At 39.7% G+C, this 17,828-nt stretch carries 12 protein-coding genes and 3 tRNA genes; 11 read left to right on the top strand and 4 right to left on the bottom strand.

Annotated features, from left to right (window positions below; translation table 11 throughout):
- Window positions 1-201 precede the first annotated feature (201 nt).
- The 5 genes from SFRI_RS13390 to SFRI_RS13370 are packed head-to-tail and all read left to right on the top strand — an operon-like array spanning window position 202 to window position 9,059.
- Complete coding sequence (locus SFRI_RS13390; protein WP_011638058.1) at window positions 202-2,253, top strand: type I restriction-modification system subunit M; 2,052 nt, start codon at window positions 202-204, stop codon at window positions 2,251-2,253.
- Window positions 2,253-3,641 carry a restriction endonuclease subunit S gene (locus tag SFRI_RS13385; protein WP_011638057.1) on the top strand — a complete coding sequence of 463 codons (1,389 nt, stop codon included), beginning with the start codon at window positions 2,253-2,255 and terminating at the stop codon, window positions 3,639-3,641. Before SFRI_RS13390 ends, SFRI_RS13385 begins: the two co-directional genes overlap by 1 nt.
- Window positions 3,642-4,787 (top strand): FRG domain-containing protein, encoded by a 1,146-nt coding sequence (locus SFRI_RS13380; protein WP_011638056.1) that lies wholly within the window; start codon window positions 3,642-3,644, stop codon window positions 4,785-4,787.
- 9 nt (window positions 4,788-4,796) lie between these two features.
- Window positions 4,797-8,060, top strand: coding sequence for a type I restriction endonuclease subunit R (locus SFRI_RS13375; RefSeq protein ID WP_011638055.1), 3,264 nt, complete (start codon window positions 4,797-4,799; stop codon window positions 8,058-8,060).
- A gap of 9 nt (window positions 8,061-8,069) precedes the next feature.
- A complete protein-coding gene (locus SFRI_RS13370) occupies window positions 8,070-9,059 on the top strand; it encodes a hypothetical protein (protein ID WP_011638054.1) in 990 nt (329 codons plus the stop codon).
- Window positions 9,060-9,341: 282 nt separating this feature from the next.
- Here the strand turns inward: SFRI_RS13370 and SFRI_RS21040 are convergent, their stop codons facing one another.
- A complete protein-coding gene (locus tag SFRI_RS21040) occupies window positions 9,342-10,895 on the bottom strand; it encodes a DUF3987 domain-containing protein (protein WP_011638053.1) in 1,554 nt (517 codons plus the stop codon).
- Window positions 10,896-11,016: 121 nt separating this feature from the next.
- On the opposite strand from SFRI_RS21040, the gene miaE reads away from it, so the two are divergent.
- Window positions 11,017-11,685, top strand: a complete 669-nt coding sequence (miaE, locus tag SFRI_RS13355) for a tRNA isopentenyl-2-thiomethyl-A-37 hydroxylase MiaE (RefSeq protein ID WP_011638052.1) — start codon at window positions 11,017-11,019, stop codon at window positions 11,683-11,685.
- A gap of 65 nt (window positions 11,686-11,750) precedes the next feature.
- Here the strand turns inward: miaE and SFRI_RS13350 are convergent, their stop codons facing one another.
- Window positions 11,751-12,476: a UDP-2,3-diacylglucosamine diphosphatase gene (locus SFRI_RS13350; RefSeq protein WP_011638051.1), complete on the bottom strand. Its 726-nt coding sequence runs from the start codon at window positions 12,474-12,476 to the stop codon at window positions 11,751-11,753.
- Window positions 12,477-12,478: 2 nt separating this feature from the next.
- Complete coding sequence (locus tag SFRI_RS13345; protein WP_011638050.1) at window positions 12,479-12,973, bottom strand: peptidylprolyl isomerase; 495 nt, start codon at window positions 12,971-12,973, stop codon at window positions 12,479-12,481.
- Between the two features lie 143 nt (window positions 12,974-13,116).
- On the opposite strand from SFRI_RS13345, the gene cysS reads away from it, so the two are divergent.
- Window positions 13,117-14,499 carry a cysteine--tRNA ligase gene (cysS, locus tag SFRI_RS13340; RefSeq protein ID WP_011638049.1) on the top strand — a complete coding sequence of 461 codons (1,383 nt, stop codon included), beginning with the start codon at window positions 13,117-13,119 and terminating at the stop codon, window positions 14,497-14,499.
- Window positions 14,500-14,598: 99 nt separating this feature from the next.
- On the opposite strand, the gene folD is transcribed toward cysS, so the two are convergent.
- On the bottom strand, window positions 14,599-15,453 hold the full coding sequence (gene folD / locus SFRI_RS13335) for a bifunctional methylenetetrahydrofolate dehydrogenase/methenyltetrahydrofolate cyclohydrolase FolD (RefSeq protein ID WP_011638048.1): 855 nt from the start codon (window positions 15,451-15,453) through the stop codon (window positions 14,599-14,601).
- Between the two features lie 291 nt (window positions 15,454-15,744).
- Here folD and SFRI_RS13330 point away from each other — a divergent pair.
- The 4 genes from SFRI_RS13330 to tig all read left to right on the top strand — a co-directional run bounded on the left by SFRI_RS13330 (window position 15,745) and on the right by tig (window position 17,766).
- Window positions 15,745-15,821, top strand: a tRNA-Pro gene (locus tag SFRI_RS13330).
- Window positions 15,822-15,906: 85 nt separating this feature from the next.
- Window positions 15,907-15,983, top strand: a tRNA-Arg gene (locus SFRI_RS13325).
- An 8-nt stretch (window positions 15,984-15,991) separates the two neighbouring features.
- Window positions 15,992-16,067 (top strand) — tRNA-His (locus SFRI_RS13320).
- 394 nt (window positions 16,068-16,461) lie between these two features.
- Entirely contained in the window at window positions 16,462-17,766 is a 1,305-nt protein-coding gene (gene tig / locus SFRI_RS13315; protein WP_011638047.1) for a trigger factor, read from the top strand.
- The last annotated feature ends 62 nt before the right edge of the window (window positions 17,767-17,828 follow it).

Below are 17,828 nucleotides of genomic sequence, written 5' to 3'. Positions count from 1 at the left end.
AATTTATAGTAACGTATTTTTTCAATATCGGCCCTCGACCGTTAAAAAAAATTTTAGTAACAACACTTATGCCATTTGTTAATCAAAATCAGTCATGTATGTAATAAAGTAATTTAGTGTTCCCCCATGATTTCATGGCATAATCCGAGGAATGCTATAAGAGCTTCGTTACGGACAACAAAAAATAAAATAGGGCTATATATGACAAACAACTTCTCTCAAACAGCAGCGCTTCTCTGGTCTGTAGCAGACATTCTGCGCGGTGATTTTAAGCAATCGCAATATGGCCGTATTATTCTCCCTTTCACACTTCTAAGGCGCTTAGAATGTGTTCTTGAAGCCACTAAACCTGATGTACTTGCTAAATATGAAGCAGTTAAAGCTATGCCCTTGGAGGCTCAAGATAAATTACTTACTCATACTGCCCAATTAAGTTTTTACAACACGTCTAAAATGGACTTACATCGTCTTGGTGAAATGGGCATCGCAAGTAACTTAGAAAGCTATATTCAATCATTCAGCCCAAATGCGCGTGAAATTTTTGAGCACTTTGATTTTTTCAATACCATCGACAAATTAGCCGAAGCAGACCTACTTTATAAAGTCGCTAAACAATTCGCTAATGCGCCATTATCGCCTGAAAATATTAGTAATTACGGTATGGGTTTAGTGTTTGAAGAGTTAATCAGACGCTTTGCTGAAAGCTCTAACGAAACGGCTGGTGAGCACTTTACCCCTAGAGACATAGTTCGTTTAACCACTTCATTGGTTTTCAGTAACGATGATGATGTGCTGACTCAAGCGGGCTTGGTGCGCTCTATCTATGATCCAACAGCAGGTACAGGCGGCTTCTTATCATCGGGTATGGAATATCTCCACGAGCTTAATGAAAAAGCATCACTGTCAGCTTTTGGTCAAGAGTTAAACCCTGAGTCTTACGCTATCTGTAAAGCGGATATGCTGATTAAAGGGCAAAAGGTCGATAACATTAAGTTAGGTAATACTCTCTCTAACGATTTGCTCCGTAACGATAAGTTTGACTATATGCTGTCAAACCCACCTTTTGGCGTTGATTGGAAAAAGATTCAGAAATTTATTAACACCGAATACACAGACAAAGGTTTTGAAGGTCGTTTTGGTGCAGGTCTACCAAGAGTTTCTGACGGCTCATTACTGTTTTTGATGCACCTTGTGAGCAAAATGCGTCCTAAGCATGAAGGCGGTTCACGCATCGGTATTATCTTGAATGGTTCGCCACTCTTCACAGGTGGTGCAGGTAGCGGTGAAAGTGAAATTAGACGTTACATTCTAGAAAATGACCTACTTGAAGCGATCGTGGCGTTACCTTCAGATATGTTCTACAACACAGGTATTTCAACCTATGTCTGGATCCTCTCTTCAAACAAAGGAGCAAGCCATAACGGTGCTCGTAAAGGTAAGGTGCAGCTTATCAATGCATCAAAAGAACGCGCTAAAACAGGTGGCCGTGGTCGTAGTGGTGGTGGTGAGTCAGATGAAGTTGTAGAAAACATATTTTATGCCCCAATGCGTAAGTCACTTGGCAGTAAGCGCAAAGAACTCACGGAAGATGGCATTGAAACCATCGTTAAAACCTATGGTCAGTTTATAGAAAATGATTTTAGCAAAATATTTGACTATCATGTTTTTGGTTATCGTCGTATAACCGTTGAACGACCACTGCAATTAGCTATTTACCCTAAAGATCAGACTCGAGTTGCAGCATTACAAGCGGATAATGCGTGGGATAAATTAGATCAGGCTGTTCAATATTCAGTTATCGATTCACTTGCTGGGTTTACAGAAGATAAATTACTTTCTCGTGATGCCTTTCTAAAAGAATTAATGAAAAAACTCAATGGGATAAAATTGTCTTCTGTGCAACAAAAACTGATAGTTAAACACTTAGGTGAACACGATGATGATGCACAACTTTGCAAAGCAAAAGGAAGAGTAGAAGCAAATCCAGATTTACGTGATTTTGAGAACGTGCCACTTACCGAATCAATTTATAAATACTTTGATCGTGAAGTTATTCCGCATGTTCCTAATGCGTGGATTGATAAAACTAAGACTGATCCCAAAGATCATGAAGTTGGAATAGTGGGTTATGAAATACCGTTCAATCGTCATTTCTATGAATACGCATCACCAAGAGAATTAGAAGATATTGATGCCGATCTTGATATTGTATCGACTGAAATTATGCAGTTATTGAACGAGGTGCATTCGTAATGACAGGACGTTATAAAGCTTATTCCGAGTACAAAGACTCTGGTGTTGAGTGGTTAAAGCTCCTGCCGTCAACATGGCAAGTCCTGAAAGTAAAATTTTTACTTAAAAATGGCTCAGAAGGGATAAAAATTGGTCCATTTGGTAGTGCTTTGAAACTTGAGGATATGGTCGAGAAAGGCATTAGGGTTTATGGCCAAGAGAATATAATTAAAAGAGATTTTACTCTTGGTAAACGATTCATATCACAAACAAAATACAAAGATATGAAAGTATACACAGCTGAAGCGGGAGATATTCTTATAACAATGATGGGTACAAGTGGTAAGTGCCAAGTTGTACCTGAAAACGCAGATCTCGGGATTATAGACTCACACCTACTTAAACTTAGAACTAACAGTAAAATACTACCCGAACTGTTTAGATTGTTAGTTGATGAAGCTCAGGAGATTAAGGATCAAATAAGTAAACAAGGCAAAGGTTCTATAATGCTTGGCCTGAACTCAAGCATAGTAAAAGAATTAGAGTTTCCTTTACCTTCTATTGAAGAGCAGACTCAAATACTGTGTTTTCTCGATCACGAAACGGCCAAGATCGACGACTTAATCGCCAAGCAAGAAAAGCTGATTGAGCTATTAAAAGAAAAACGTCAAGCGGTGATTTCTCATGCAGTTACAAAGGGGTTAAACCCTGACTCACCAATGAAAAACTCTGGTGTTGTGTGGTTAGGTGAAGTGCCTGAACATTGGGTAGTTTGCTGTTTAAAGCATATTAAAGGGAAAGAAAAAGGTTCATTTGTTGACGGCCCATTTGGAAGTAATCTGAAATCAGAACATTTCGTGGATGATGGTGATGTTTATGTCATAGAGAGTAATTTTGCTACAACTGGTATGTTAGATACTTCAAAATTAAAAACAATATCTGTTGCTCACTTTGAAACTATAAGCAGAAGTGAAACCAAAGAAGGGGCAATTATCCTTGCGAAGATAGGGGCAAGATATGGTATGAATTCAATTTTACCATGTTTACCCCACAAGGCAGTGGTTTCAGGGAACTGTTTAAGCCTTAAAATCAATGAAAAAACCATGGATGTTCTTTATTGTCATCAATTATTAACTCATTTAAAACAAGAAGGGGCGATGGATGATGGAGTAAACGTTACAGCGCAACCAGCCCTATCACTTGGACAGCTAAACAATTTACCTTTCTTATCCCCTCCCCAAAAAGAACAAAGTGAAATAGCCAGCTTTATCCAACAACGAGATGAATCTTTCTCTATATTGATCAATAAAGCAATAAAATTGATAGAGCTTTCTAAAGAACGCAAAACAGCCCTTATCTCAGCAGTATTAACAGGTAAAATTGATGTGCTTGACTGGAGTACATCCTAAATGGCAGTAAAGACGATAAGAACTCTTGCTCACTTTATAACAGCATGTTCAGAGATAAAAGTTAAAGATGACCACACATTATTTTATCGTGGTCATGCTTCCGATATCTATACTCCATTTCCTACAATATTTCGAAATCAAAATGATGATCCGAAGAAAAGTCGCTATATTGAAAGTGAAGGTGAGCTTTTCCATAATTTAGTTACTCAATGCCCTGAAGAGTTTAAGGATTGCACATCCACTTTTGATTTTTTAGTTAAAATGCAGCACTACGGTTTACCTACTCGACTGCTAGATATTACAAGTAACCCTTTAGTTGCCCTTTATTTTGCTTGTTGTACCTTAATTCCAGAATCCACTAAAGATAAGAATGCCAAGAATGGTCAGGTACTAGTTTATCAAGTGCCTAATGAAGAAATTAAATATTACAACAGCGACACTGTCTCAGTAATAAGTAATTTAGCTCGGGTTAATACTAGCTTTAATTTTACTGACGAGGAAGACAGAGAGCGCTTCTTACATTCAATTCAAGCTGAAAAGCCTTACTTTAAACCCTATATTAAAGAAGCACATCTTCATTCTGTTATCTGCGTAAAACCTAAGTTAGACAACCGTAGAATTGTAAAGCAAAGTGGGGCTTTCTTTTTATTTGGTATGGGTAAAAATAAAACTGATTCAATTCGTATATCTGACAAGTATCGTCCTGACATTAAGCATATTGATATCCCCAAAAGCTCAAAAGAAACCCTACTTAGGGAGCTGGCAACACTTTCAATTTCAGAGGCAACATTATTTCCAGAAATTGATAATGTTGCTCGTTTTTTGAAAAAAGAAGTCAAGATAAAATCTCTCGTTGTTGAAGAGATTGAAGAAGAAAAGTTAGGGAATGAAATATCAGTCGCTTATCAAGAATTTATTCTAAATAGCCTTGTTCTTAATACTGACCTGTTAGAACAAATACAACATAACTCAGCAGACCGTGCCATGTTGGGATTATATCCCGAGTTATTACAAAAGGCGATAATTGAAAGCCAAGAGAATTACAATGAAATTGCATTAAAGCTATTGGTAGAAGAAGACAGTGCAGATAAATTTGCGAAAAATATTTTCAGTAAATTGAAACATAAGCTTGAAGAGTTATCATAAGGATATGAAATGATGAATATATCTAAAGAGTCGATATTTCAAAGCGACATCCTAAGTCAAATGCAATCTCAAGGATGGTTATTGGGTGAGTCGAGTAAATACAACAAACAGTTGGCCTTGTATCCTGAAGATGTAATTGATTTTGTTAAGGCTACACAGCCTGAACAATGGGATAAGCTGGCACAACACTTTCCAGATACTGAGCGTAATCCTACCGCTACAGCTGATGCATTACTTAAATCATTAGAACGTGATTTACAAAATAAAGGCACATTATGGGTATTGCGAAATCAGGTAAAAGACCGTGGGGCTAAATTTACCCTATGTAGTTTTAAGCCTGATCATGACCTAAACCCTGATGCAAGTGCTCGTTATGACAAAAACATTCTCAAGGTTGTTCCTGAGCTGGTTTATTCACCAAATGGCTACGACGGTCGATTAGATTTAACCTTATTCGTCAACGGTATTCCTGTGGCGACCTGTGAGCTTAAATCAGAGTTTAAGCAGTCAATCACTAATGCCAAAGTTCAGTATATGAAGGACAGGCAACCTAAAGACCCTATAACTAAAAAACCAGAACCATTATTAACCTTCAAACGTGGTGCATTAGTTCACTTTGCGGTAAGCCAATACAATGTAGCAATGACCACTCGTTTGGCAGGTAAAAAAACCTTCTTTTTACCGTTTGATCAAGGCACAGCTGAAGGTGGTCAGGGCAATGATATTCCTGAAGATCCTAATGAATATGCAACTTCTTACCTTTGGAACGAGATTTTCCAAAAAGACAATCTGCTACTTATATTGAGCCGTTATATTCACCTTGAAGTAAAAGATGAAGAGCATCTAGACGGTTCAATCAAGGTCAAAGAAACCCTTATTTTCCCTCGTTATCATCAATGGGCAGTGGTTTCTAAGCTGTTAAATACCGTCGATATTGAAGGGACGGGGCAGAAATACCTTATTCAACACAGTGCGGGTTCAGGTAAGTCTAATTCAATTGCTTGGCTAGCACATCAACTAGCTTCAAAGCATTACACTTCACCATCGATTGAAATCGATCATCCTGAGCTTGGTAAAAAAGTCGGTGATAAGGTGTTTGACTCAGTGATTGTCATTACTGACCGAACAGTGCTTGATAGTCAGCTACAAGATACTATCTATCAGTTTGATCACAATGAAGGCATGATTGCTCGTGTTAATCGTGAAGAGGCTCAAGGCTCTAAGTCCAGCCAATTAGCGGGAGAGTTAAAGGCCAGTACATCAATCATTATCGTCACCATACAGACCTTTCCGCACGTATTAGAAGCAATCCGTAAAGACTCAACTCTTGCTGGTCGAAGCTTTGCTGTAATTGCCGATGAAGCGCATTCTAGCCAAACTGGTACAACCGCACGAAAATTGCGTGAAGTCCTTATGACGGAGCAATTAGAAGGGGATGAAGAGTTAGACAGTGAAGATATGCTGCGGCTTTCTCTTGAAGCCCGTAAAGGCTCAAAAAATATCAGTTACTTTGCTTTTACTGCGACCCCTAAAGCTAAAACTCTTGAGTTATTTGGTAGAAAACCTGACTTAGATGCACCTGCTAGTGATGGCAATAAACCATTACCATTTCACGTCTATTCTATGCGCCAAGCGATTGAAGAAGGCTTTATCCTCGATGTATTACAAAATTACACCAGTTACCGAGTTGCCTATCAATTGGCACACGGTCAGCCCGAAAGTGATCATGAAGTTGACAGTAAAAAAGCATCTTCAAAAATGGCAAAATGGGTCAGGCTACATCCATATAATATTGCTCAAAAAGTTGAAACTATTGTTGAACACTTCAATAGCAAAATTAAGCATCTGCTCGGCGGCGAAGCAAAAGCAATGGTAGTCACTAGTAGTCGTTTAGAGGCGGTACGGTATAAATTGGCGTTTGAGAAGTACGTACATACTAAAGGCTACGAAAATATCAATGCGATGGTGGCGTTCTCTGGCGAGGTAAATGATCCTGACTACTCTCTGTTACAAGGGAATGATCAACCATTTACTGAAAACAATATGAACCCGAACCTGCGTGGGCGGGATATGCGTAAAGCGTTTGACACTAATGACTATCAAGTGATGCTAGTGGCAAATAAATTTCAGACGGGTTTTGATCAACCAAAGTTAGTCGCTATGTATGTCGATAAGCCATTAAAAGGCGTGGAGTGTATCCAAACACTTTCTAGGTTAAATCGTACCTATAAAGGCAAAGATATGACCTTCGTATTGGATTTTGTGAACGATCCTGAAGACGTACTGAAAGAGTTTAAAGTGTACTTTCAAACGGCTGAGTTGTCTGGGGTATCTGATCCTAATATCGTCTACGAGATTATGGAAAAGCTAGCTGATGTTGGGATCTACCAATGGTTTGAGGTAGAAGCTTTTGTGACCGCCTATAACAGCAAACAAGCTAATCAAGCAAAACTGGCTAATCTGTGCAAAGCACCGGTAGAGCGTTTTAGTGTGCGCTACAAAGAAGCTAGCCATGTATTGCAAATAGCACAAGCGGACTTATCTAAAGCTAAATTAGATCGTAATGATAAAGCAATTAAGTTTGCTGAGAACAGTGTTAAACACGCCAAAGAAGCTAGAGATGTTTTGGAGGTGTTTAAGAAGGATTTGATATCGTTCTATCGATACTATGAGTTTAGTTCTCAGATTGTTGATTTTAATGATTATGAGCTAGAAAAACTAAGCATCTTTGCGAAACACTTACATCCCCTTTTACGCTTTGATGTAATTGATGATGATATTGACCTCAGTGATGTTGTGATGACTCATTATCGGTTACATGAGCAACGAGAAGCTGATTTGCATTTGGGTCATAAGATTGGTGAAGAGCCGCAGTCTTATTTAGCACCGAGTAAAGAAGGGTCTGGAGCTACACCTAAAGACCCAAAAACTGAATTGTTAAACGAAATCATCGAGAGAATGAATGACTTGTTCATTGAAGATGGTTTATCAGAAAACGATATGCTCAATTACGCTAATACCATAGCAGGAAAGATTTCTGAAAATGAAACGGTAATGGATCAGCTTCGCAGCAATACCAAAGAACAAGCAATGCTGGGAGAGTTCCCTAATTCAATCAACAATGCAGTTATTGAAAGTATGGACGTTCATAACGATATGGCAATGAAACTACTTTCTAATGAAGCTGTTGCGAAAGGCTTTGCAGGGCTGATGTTTGATGTGTTGATGAAAGGGCTGGCTAAGTCTGTTAATGAAGCAGATTTGGGTGTATAGGGATAAATAATGAAGAAAGATGTCTTAACCCAAGAAGAACAAGCGCAACAGATTGAGGGGCTGAAATCATGCCCTTTATTTCATGGGCCTAACCTTGATGTGTATGGCTTTAGCTATTGGCTTTATGATTGCTTGAGTCGTGATGGTTATGAAAATATTCACCCTAATGAGATTATGGATCTGCTTCTTGAGCTTGCTGTTCCTTGTGCAACAGAACAGGGTCATATTTTTGAAGCTCCAATACTGGATATGAATGAGGAGAAAAGGTGGTTTTATCCAGAGGGGAAAACCATTCTGCTACATATCGCACCAATAACCATCTTTATTCATGATTTTATTTTTGAGATCGGTAATAGGTGCTTAAAGGTGACATGCGATGTTGAAGCTCCTTACTTCGCTTATTGGCTAAAAAGAGAAGATATTTTTACCTTTACTTACTTGCATACATTTTTTGCGCAGTTTCGGAGTCTAATGAAGCAAGTTACATCATTACGTGAAATGCTGATGGAGCTGCACCTATCAAAGCACTTTGATGTAGAGTTTGGTAGCTTATCCGCAAGCTTGAAAGAAAAGGATGAACTTCATAAGTACGCTAATAATCGGATTGGCAGGGCAATTGAACAAGAGTTTTATCTTGAAGCTATTACTCTTGCTGAGAGTATTATCTCTGATCGGTTGTCGATGGTGCTGTATCTTCGGGGCGAAAAAGCAAAATCGAAGACCTTAAATAAACTTGTTGAGTTATCTTCAACAATCTTGCCTGATACACTGTCTAAAAGAATTGATGAATGGCGACAGCTTAGAAACTTTGCAGTTCACAATCTTGTCAGAAGTTCCCCGATCGATAAGCAGATATCACCATCTGAGTTCAATGTTAAAGCGAAAGATACCGCTGTTTCTGGTAAAAAACTGGTATCAGATTTAGAGGTTTGGTTTGATGATTTTGTAAGCGATGAAATGAACCCTTTCAACATTAGAATCTCAGGTAAGCTAAATTGAATTAGCTGTAAATCAGAGCAGAACACGGAATGTAGTAGCATAGGCGTACATGGTCAAATGTCAATGAAGGTACTGTCAAGCGAAGCAGAAGGCTTTGCTGGGTTGATGTCTTGATGAAAGGGCCGAGTGTAGTGGTCATGAATAAAGCCATAGGGCTCTGTATGTCTATCCGATATGCTGATGAGGCAAGTAGGTTTAGAAGATGGGGCGACCCGAAGATAATCACTGACATTACTGACAAAAGTCAATTAGTGTCAGTAATGTCAGTGATTTTATATAGTACTAAGCTCTGAATGAGGGGTGAATGGTATAAGTCGTCTTCAGTCGGTTATTAGGACTCACTTTTGATACTCGTAGATATCCATGTTCAACTAAGCGTTCTAATGCTATTTCGCGATCTTTTTCAGTCCCTAGATTTTTCCAACACTTTCTTGCCAAATCTCGCTTGTTAAAAGTTTCTGGTAAATGTGCTAGCTTCTCTATTAGTGCATTTGTAGCAGTGTCTATATTGACATTACTTGTAAAATGCATGAGCCGCTGATAGTGCGATTCAAGTAATGACATCCACAAGATAGAGCGACGAACATGCTCAGCATCAATGATAAAAATTACGTTATCATGATCTGTTTGAGACATTAGATGAAATATCAGTGCTAATTTAGCGCAAAGAGCTGGATATTTCCCAAGCAGGCCTTGAATCAATCCATCTTCAGAAGAATGCGCTCTGCAAATTGTTTTTTGAGCATATTCTCGCCAGAGATCATGAGCTTCATTATTGAACGTGAAGCGTTTATTGTGGTTGTTCTCACTAAATGTACTTAAGAAACTGAAAATGCTTTTAGTTTTAGTTTGTACTACTTGATCCGGAGCAATATCTACATATTCTGGTTTATAATCTGGGAAAACCATTAGCTGCATGCGTTCAAATAAGCCATCGTTAGATCGACCTTCATTTCTAGCAGTCAGTAAAGGCATTAGCAAACTAGGTTGAATACCGCCTAAAACGGATACAATCAAAGGCTCTACTTCAATTCTATCTCGTGAAACTCTATCTTGAACAAAGCTACCAGAACCATTAAATGCTTGAAGATAAAATGCGCGTTCTGCTGCTCTTTCTTCTTTATCTAAATTTATTAGCCAGCCTGCAAGTTCATCTCTGCTTAACATTATGCCATTAGGATTACTTGCTAGATTAATAGCCAAGCTTTCTGGTGTTACATCATTTACCACGATGGTTCGCTTTACATCGTTTTCAGTCTTATCAATTTTCGGAATCAGCGACACTCCTGCTTCCATCGCAGGCGTTTTCATCACAGAAGGGCCACCGACTAATGCTCCCCAGAGCGTCGGAATTAAAATCCAAGCTGTGTCTTCACGCTTCGGTTGAATCACAGCGCTACCGCCGATTAATGATGCCGCTGAAACCAAACAAGAAACCGCTACGAATTCTGCGGGTGCATTATTGAGACGTTTTGCTGTTGAGAATACAAACTCTTGAATGCATGGCGGCAGATATTCTTTAGTGAATAAGTCAACGATAGTGTGGTGTTTTTTTATTTCGACAGGATCAGGCCAGGAATCTTGTTCTTGCACTTGCACTTGTTCTTGCACTTGTTCTTGCACTTGTTCTTGCACTTGTTCTTGCACTTGCACTTGCACTTGTTCTTGCACTTGCACTTGCACTTGTTCTTGCACTTGTTCTTGCACTTGTTCTTGCACTTGTTCTTGCACTTGTTCTTGCACTTGTTCTTGCACTTGTTCTTGCACTTGCACTTGTTCTTGTTGTTTCTTTTTAGGTGCGAGTTTTGTCGACAAAAAGTTTTTGATGCTTTGCATAACAATATCCTTATTTAGAATTTAGCTCATCCATTGAGCCCAAATGATGCTATCCGATTTGAAAAATTTCCGACCGACCCAGTAATACCTATAGAGTCTATGTTATTTCTTTTAGTTATATATGCACATCTATTCACTATATGAACTTAAAGCTGCACAAACTGCAATGTTAATGATCCGCAAATATGCGATTGATAAAAGTAGTTCACATCTATTAAAGACCTGGGCAAAGCCTTATGAAGATTTCGTTTATCAACAAGACCGAAATGCTCACGAATTTTTAACTCGAGATAGCAAAAAGAATGACATCACTAGTGAATTATTGGCCAATAAAAGTCTCACTAATAGCACTGATTTAATGAGTAAAATGGTGCGTTTGATTAAAGAAGAGTTTCATCACTTTGAACAAGTTTTACAAATTATGACTGCGCGTGGCATCGATTACAGTAATATTCGTGCTGGTCGTTACGCCAAACAGTTAATTATTCATATGCGGACTCATGAGCCACTTACGTTAATTGATAAGTTAATAATTGGTGCGTTTATTGAAGCGCGTTCATGTGAACGATTTGCCAAACTTGCGCCGCACTTAGATGATGAGCTCGCCAAGTTTTATACTTCATTACTTCGTTCAGAAGCTCGACATTTTCAAGACTATTTGGCTCTTGCTGAGGATATTGCAGGTGAAGATATCAGTGAACGGATTGATTATTTTCGCAACAAAGAAATGGAATTAATTTTGACAGAAGATAGCGAGTTTCGTTTTCACAGCGGTTTACCGCCACAATAACCAACAAGTGCGCGATATAAACCAAGACTCACTGATGATATCAACGTTGATACTGTTTAGTGAGCCTAGTTTGTTTCAGAAAAGGGCAATGTTACTAACTCGCAACCTTTCTCGCTGACGTTTAGCACGCTGCCCTGAGTATACCAATCACCGACCACAACACGTTGTTCTTGTGCGGTGAGTTGATGAATAGCTGGGCGATGAGTATGACCATGGATCATTCTTTGACAACCAGTACTTGCCAATAGCGCAGTAACAGCACTTGACTCAACATCCATGATTTCGTAATGTTTTTGTTGATTACCTTGAACACTTTTTTGACGAATTTTTGCCGCAATGTTTAAGCGTGTCTTTTTAGGTAGGTGGGAGTAAACCCAACGCACTATATCAAGACTTCGAAAGCGTCTGAATCGCTGATAAGCAATATCAAGGGTACAAAGGCTATCACCGTGTAAAATCACAGTGTTAACACCGTACAAGTTGATACAATACACTTCGGGCAATATTTTCATGCCCGCTCGTAGGCAAAATTGTTTGTCAACCATAAAGTCACGATTACCATGAGTAAAATATACAGGTATTGAATTCGATACTGTTTTGATTGCTTCTGCGATGGCAATGGTAAAGGATTCTGCAATATCATCACCCATCCAAACTTCGAATAGATCGCCGATGATATAAAGCGCTTCAGTATTGTCTAAACCATGGTTTAGGAAATAGATGAAGGCTTGAGTAATATCTGGGCGATCTGCACTTAAGTGCAAATCGCCTACAAAGATTGTTTTCTTCAAAATTACGCTTTAACGCTAACGCTTTTGATCACAATGGCTTCTAATGGTACATCTTGATGCATACCATTATTACCAGTGGCAACATTTTTGATTGTTTCAATAATGTCTAAGCCTTCAACCACTTCACCAAATACACAATAACCCCAGCCCTGTGAAGTTTCTGATTTAAAATCAAGGAAAGTATTGTCTTTTACGTTAACGAAAAACTGTGCTGTTGCTGAGTGCGGATCAGAAGTACGCGCCATGGCAACTGTGCCTTTACGGTTAGATAAACCATTGTTGGCTTCATTTTTGATTGATGCTTTAACACTTTTCTGGCTCATATCTTCAGTGAAACCACCACCTTGGATCATAAAACCGTCAATAACACGGTGAAAAATAGTACCCTCGAAAAAACCATCTTCAACATACTGCATAAAGTTAGCCGCTGTAATTGGCGCTTTTTCTTCATTTAGCTGTAAAGTAATATCGCCCATATTGGTATGTAAAGTAATCATGTTGTCTCACTTGAAAATAATAATTTGCGCGATTCTAACTTATCTTAACTGCCGCATAAAGTGCAGTGTTCAAAACAGGTGACATCATGTTAGACTCAGCGATAACATTTCCCGTTATAAATTAGTGTAAAAGAGAACAATCGATGTTAAAGATTTACAATAGTATTAGCCGTGATAAACAAGAATTTAAACCAATAAATCCAGGTAAAATCGGAATGTACGTCTGTGGCGTAACCATTTACGATTTATGTCATATTGGTCATGGGCGTACCTTTGTTTCGTTTGACATGATAGTGCGTTATTTACGTTATATCGGTTATGAGGTGAATTTTCAGCGCAACATTACCGATGTTGATGACAAAATTATCAAACGGGCGGCTGAAAACAACGAATCTTGTGAGTCGCTAACTGAGCGTTTGATCGCCGAAATGCACCAAGATTTTGATGCCTTGAACATGAAACGTCCAGATTTTGAGCCTCGAGCAACGTTACATATTGAAGAAATTATCGATATGGTTCAGCGTTTACTCGATCGCGATCATGCTTACGTAGCCAGTAATGGGGATGTATTATTTAGCGTTGCATCATTCCCTGAGTACGGACAGTTGTCAGGTCAAAACCTAGACCAGCTTCAAGCCGGTGCTCGCGTTGAGATAGATAATGCTAAACGCAATCCTATGGATTTTGTGTTATGGAAAATGTCTAAACCGGGTGAACCAACGTGGGAATCACCTTGGGGACCAGGTCGCCCAGGTTGGCACATTGAGTGTTCAGCCATGAACAGTAAACATCTAGGTTTACACTTTGACATTCATGGTGGCGGGTCTGATTTACAGTTTCCACATCATGAAAATGAAATTGCACAGTCTTGCTGTGCTCACGATACCCCGTATGTTAATTACTGGATGCACACCGGAATGGTGATGGTTGACCGTGAAAAAATGTCTAAATCACTGGACAATTTTTTTACCATTCGAGATGTGCTTAAGCATTATGATGCTGAAACTGTACGTTACTTCTTATTATCTGGTCATTATCGTAGTCAGTTAAATTATTCTGAAGACAATTTAAAGCAAGCTCGTGCAGCGCTAGAGCGTTTATACACTGCGCTTAAAGGTTTAGACTTAACAGTTGATGCTGCGCCTGCTGAAGCGTTTGTAGCCAAGTTTAAGTCGGCAATGGATGATGACTTTAATACTCCTGAAGCCTATTCCGTGTTATTTGAGATGGTACGTGAAATCAATCGTCTTAAAACAACCGATATGGCAGAGGCATCGGCATTAGGTGTCAGCTTGAAGCAATTAGCAGATGTGCTTGGCCTTATCAGCCAGACGCCAGAAGCTTTCTTTAAGGGGGAGGGCAGTGACGATGAAGTGGCAGAAATTGAAGCGCTTATCGTTGAGCGTAACCGTGCCCGTACTGAAAAAGATTGGCCAGCAGCGGATGTGGCCCGCGATCGCTTAAACGAGTTAGGCGTTGAGTTAGAAGATGGCGGCCCTAGCGGCACGACATGGCGTAAAAAGTAGTTTACTTCAAGTATAAAAACAAAAGCCTGCAATAGCAGGCTTTTTTGTTACTAATCAGCAAGGTTCGCTTATCTGAGATTTAATTAACAGTGATTTTAGTTAACTATGATACTGCTCGCATGCGTATAGGGTGTTCTCTAATAAACTTGCTATCGTCATTGGGCCAACTCCACCAGGAACCGGCGTAATAAATGCAGCCTTTTCAGCGGCAACATTAAATTCAACATCACCCACTAAACTGCCGTTCTCCAAACGATTGATACCAACATCAATAACAATCGCGCCCGGTTTGATCCAGTCACCAGGAATAAATCCAGGTTTGCCAACGGCAACGACTAATAAATCTGCTTGACGTACTTTTTGTTCTAAGTTTTTGGTAAAACGATGACAGGTTGTTGTTGTGCAACCGGCTAATAATAATTCTAGTGTCATTGGGCGGCCAACAATATTCGACGCACCTACCACAGTAGCATCAAGACCATAGGTATCTATACCGGTTGATTTGATCAACGTCATAATACCCATCGGCGTACAAGAGCGGAGCACTGGGATGCGTTGAGCTAAACGGCCAACATTATAGGGATGAAAACCATCAACATCTTTATCTGGGCGAATACGTTCAATGACTTTTGAATCATCAATATGAGCGGGCAAAGGCAGTTGTACTAAAATCCCATCAATGCTTGGATTGGCATTGCACTCATCGATTAGCGCTAATAGCTCTGCTTCGGTTGTCTCGGTGTCTAGGTCAAAAGATTGAGATTCAAAACCGACTTCCTCACAAGCTTTGCGTTTACTACCAACATAGACTTGAGATGCGGCATCACTGCCCACTAAAATAACCGCAAGTCCTGGTGCGCGAAATCCAGCTTGTCTACGTTGTGTTACTTTTTGTTTTAGTGTGGTGCGAATAGATTGTGCAATGGCTTTACCGTCAATAATTTGAGCAGTCATGGCTGTAGAGTTTCCTTTGAGTGACGCAGGTGTTGAAGTCAATTGTCGATCGGCCGTTATTCTAGCAGGCGTATTGAAGGGTGTCATTTGCTAGACGTGGAAAATACAGTGAATAAACTATTCGCGCTATGATGCTAATCACGATTTTTGCTGTTAAATTCGACATATAGCATTTAGGGTTAAAAAAATCGTTGACGATAGCAAAGTGACTCGTTAATATGCGCTCCGTTCTCGGGACAACATCGTTATTGTTTATAGATAATATGTGTTTCGAAAACAACGTAAGATTTTCGGTGATTAGCGCAGCCCGGTAGCGCATCTCGTTTGGGACGAGAGGGTCAGAGGTTCGAATCCTCTATCACCGACCAAATTAATGTTATTTGCTCTTGCAGTGAGTAACAGAACAAGTAAACTTGTTCAGCCAGACAGGATGCAGTATCTAACTGTAACCATGCGCCCGTAGCTCAGTTGGATAGAGCACCCGCCTTCTAAGCGGGTGGTCGCAGGTTCGAATCCTGCCGGGTGTACCATTTCAATGGTGATTGTAGCTCAGTTGGTAGAGTCCCGGATTGTGATTCCGGTTGTCGTGGGTTCGAGCCCCATCAGTCACCCCATTTTTCTGATTAAATCAAATTATCGTATAAATACCCTTTAATGGGTGTGATAGGTTTGGTTTAGTCACGATAATTGTTTTGCTGCTAAGCTTTTTGAGCGTAAGTCAAAAACTCATTTCGCACATTAAACGTGCAAACACATCAAAATTGAACATAAGTCGGCTTTTTTATCATGTAAATCGACCTTTTCAGGCTCGACTCTGTTAAAAACGGTAGCTATAATGTCGCGTCTTGATAAATATCAAAAATAAGCTATCTGTACCAACAGCGTCTTCAGCATCAATAATATCGCTGTGCTGGGTATCAGAGCTAAATTCATGGTCAAGAAACGAATATCGAATGGTTGAGTTGTCGACCATTACAAAGAACGTCAGACATATTTCGAGGTAAAACAATGCAAGTTTCTGTTGAAACAACTCAAGGCCTAGAGCGTCGCCTAACTATTTCTGTACCTGCTGAGCAAATCGAGAAATTGGTTAAAGACAATGTATTGCGCGAAGCTAAGCGTGCTCGTCTTCCAGGTTTCCGCCCAGGTAAAGTGCCTATCGGCGAAATCAACAAGCGTTATGGCAAAGCCATTCGTCAAGACATCACTGGTGAAGTGATGCAACGCAACTTTATTGAAGCTATCGTAGCTGAAAAGTTAAACCCTGCAGGTGCGCCAGTATTTACTCCTGGTTCAACTGAAGGTGATTCTTTTGAATTCGTTGCAACATTTGAAATCTACCCAGAAGTTGTCCTAACGGGTTTAGATAGCATTGCAGTTGAACAGCCTAAAGCTGAAGTTAATGATGCTGACGTTGATGTTATGATTGAAACATTACGTAAACAACATGCAACTTTTGCACCTGTTGAACGTGCAGCAGTTGCTGACGATAAAGTTAAAATGAACTTTATTGGTTCTATTGATGGCGAAGAATTCGAAGGCGGAAAAGCTGATGATTTCGAACTTCAATTAGGCAGCAACCGTATGATCCCTGGTTTTGAAACCGGTATCGTAGGGCATAAAACAGGTGATGAATTCGAAATCGAAGTGACTTTCCCTGAAGATTACCATGCTGAAAACTTGAAAGGTAAAGCGGCTAAGTTCGTTATTACGTTGACTGAAGTTCAAGCGGCTAACCTACCAGAAGTGAATGATGAATTTGCGTCATTGTTTGGTATTGCTGAAGGTGGCTTAGATGCACTTAAAGCTGAAATCCGTAAAAACATGACTCGTGAACTTGAGCAGGCGTTAAAAGCGAATGTGAAAGAGCAGGTTATTACGGGTTTACTAGCAGCAAACGATATCGCTATTCCTAAAGCACTTGTTGAGGGTGAAGTGAATGTGCTTCGTCAACAAGCTATGCAGCGTTTTGGTGGTCAAACTGAAAATATGCCTGAACTTCCGGCTGAACTTTTCACTGAACAAGCTGAGCGTCGTGTTAAAATTGGTTTGCTATTAGGCGAAGTGATCAAGACAAACGAGCTAAAAGCAGAAGATGATCGTGTTAATACATTGATCGAATCTATGGCTTCAGCGTATGAAGATCCATCTGAAGTTGTTTCATACTACAACTCAAACAAAGAACTCATGCAAAACATGCGCAACGTAGCGCTTGAAGAGCAAGCGGTGGAAGCATTGTTAAAATCATCAAAAGTAACCGTTAAAGACGTTGCTTTTGAAGAATTTATGAACAAGGCTACCGGACGAGCGTAAGCTAAGCTTGACTTAACAGGTCGTTCGCCATTTATAATGGCTCGTATGAGGTTCCTCATGCG

Source organism: Shewanella frigidimarina NCIMB 400, assembly GCF_000014705.1.
Taxonomy (GTDB): Bacteria; Pseudomonadota; Gammaproteobacteria; order Enterobacterales; family Shewanellaceae; genus Shewanella; species Shewanella frigidimarina.
This window is presented reverse-complemented; position numbering and strand designations above follow the sequence as displayed.

Excerpts from the sequence above, each read along its gene's own strand:
- cysS (WP_011638049.1), top strand. The coding sequence starts at position 13,117 with ATGTTAAAGATTTACAATAGTATTAGCCGTGATAAACAAGAATTTAAA.
- SFRI_RS13390 (WP_011638058.1), top strand. The coding sequence starts at position 202 with ATGACAAACAACTTCTCTCAAACAGCAGCGCTTCTCTGGTCTGTAGCA.
- miaE (WP_011638052.1), top strand. The coding sequence starts at position 11,017 with ATGCACATCTATTCACTATATGAACTTAAAGCTGCACAAACTGCAATG.
- SFRI_RS13385 (WP_011638057.1), top strand. The coding sequence starts at position 2,253 with ATGACAGGACGTTATAAAGCTTATTCCGAGTACAAAGACTCTGGTGTT.
- folD (WP_011638048.1), bottom strand. The coding sequence starts at position 15,453 with ATGACTGCTCAAATTATTGACGGTAAAGCCATTGCACAATCTATTCGC.
- SFRI_RS13370 (WP_011638054.1), top strand. The coding sequence starts at position 8,070 with ATGAAGAAAGATGTCTTAACCCAAGAAGAACAAGCGCAACAGATTGAG.
- SFRI_RS13380 (WP_011638056.1), top strand. The coding sequence starts at position 3,642 with ATGGCAGTAAAGACGATAAGAACTCTTGCTCACTTTATAACAGCATGT.
- SFRI_RS13375 (WP_011638055.1), top strand. The coding sequence starts at position 4,797 with ATGATGAATATATCTAAAGAGTCGATATTTCAAAGCGACATCCTAAGT.
- tig (WP_011638047.1), top strand. The coding sequence starts at position 16,462 with ATGCAAGTTTCTGTTGAAACAACTCAAGGCCTAGAGCGTCGCCTAACT.
- SFRI_RS21040 (WP_011638053.1), bottom strand. The coding sequence starts at position 10,895 with ATGCAAAGCATCAAAAACTTTTTGTCGACAAAACTCGCACCTAAAAAG.
- SFRI_RS13345 (WP_011638050.1), bottom strand. The coding sequence starts at position 12,973 with ATGATTACTTTACATACCAATATGGGCGATATTACTTTACAGCTAAAT.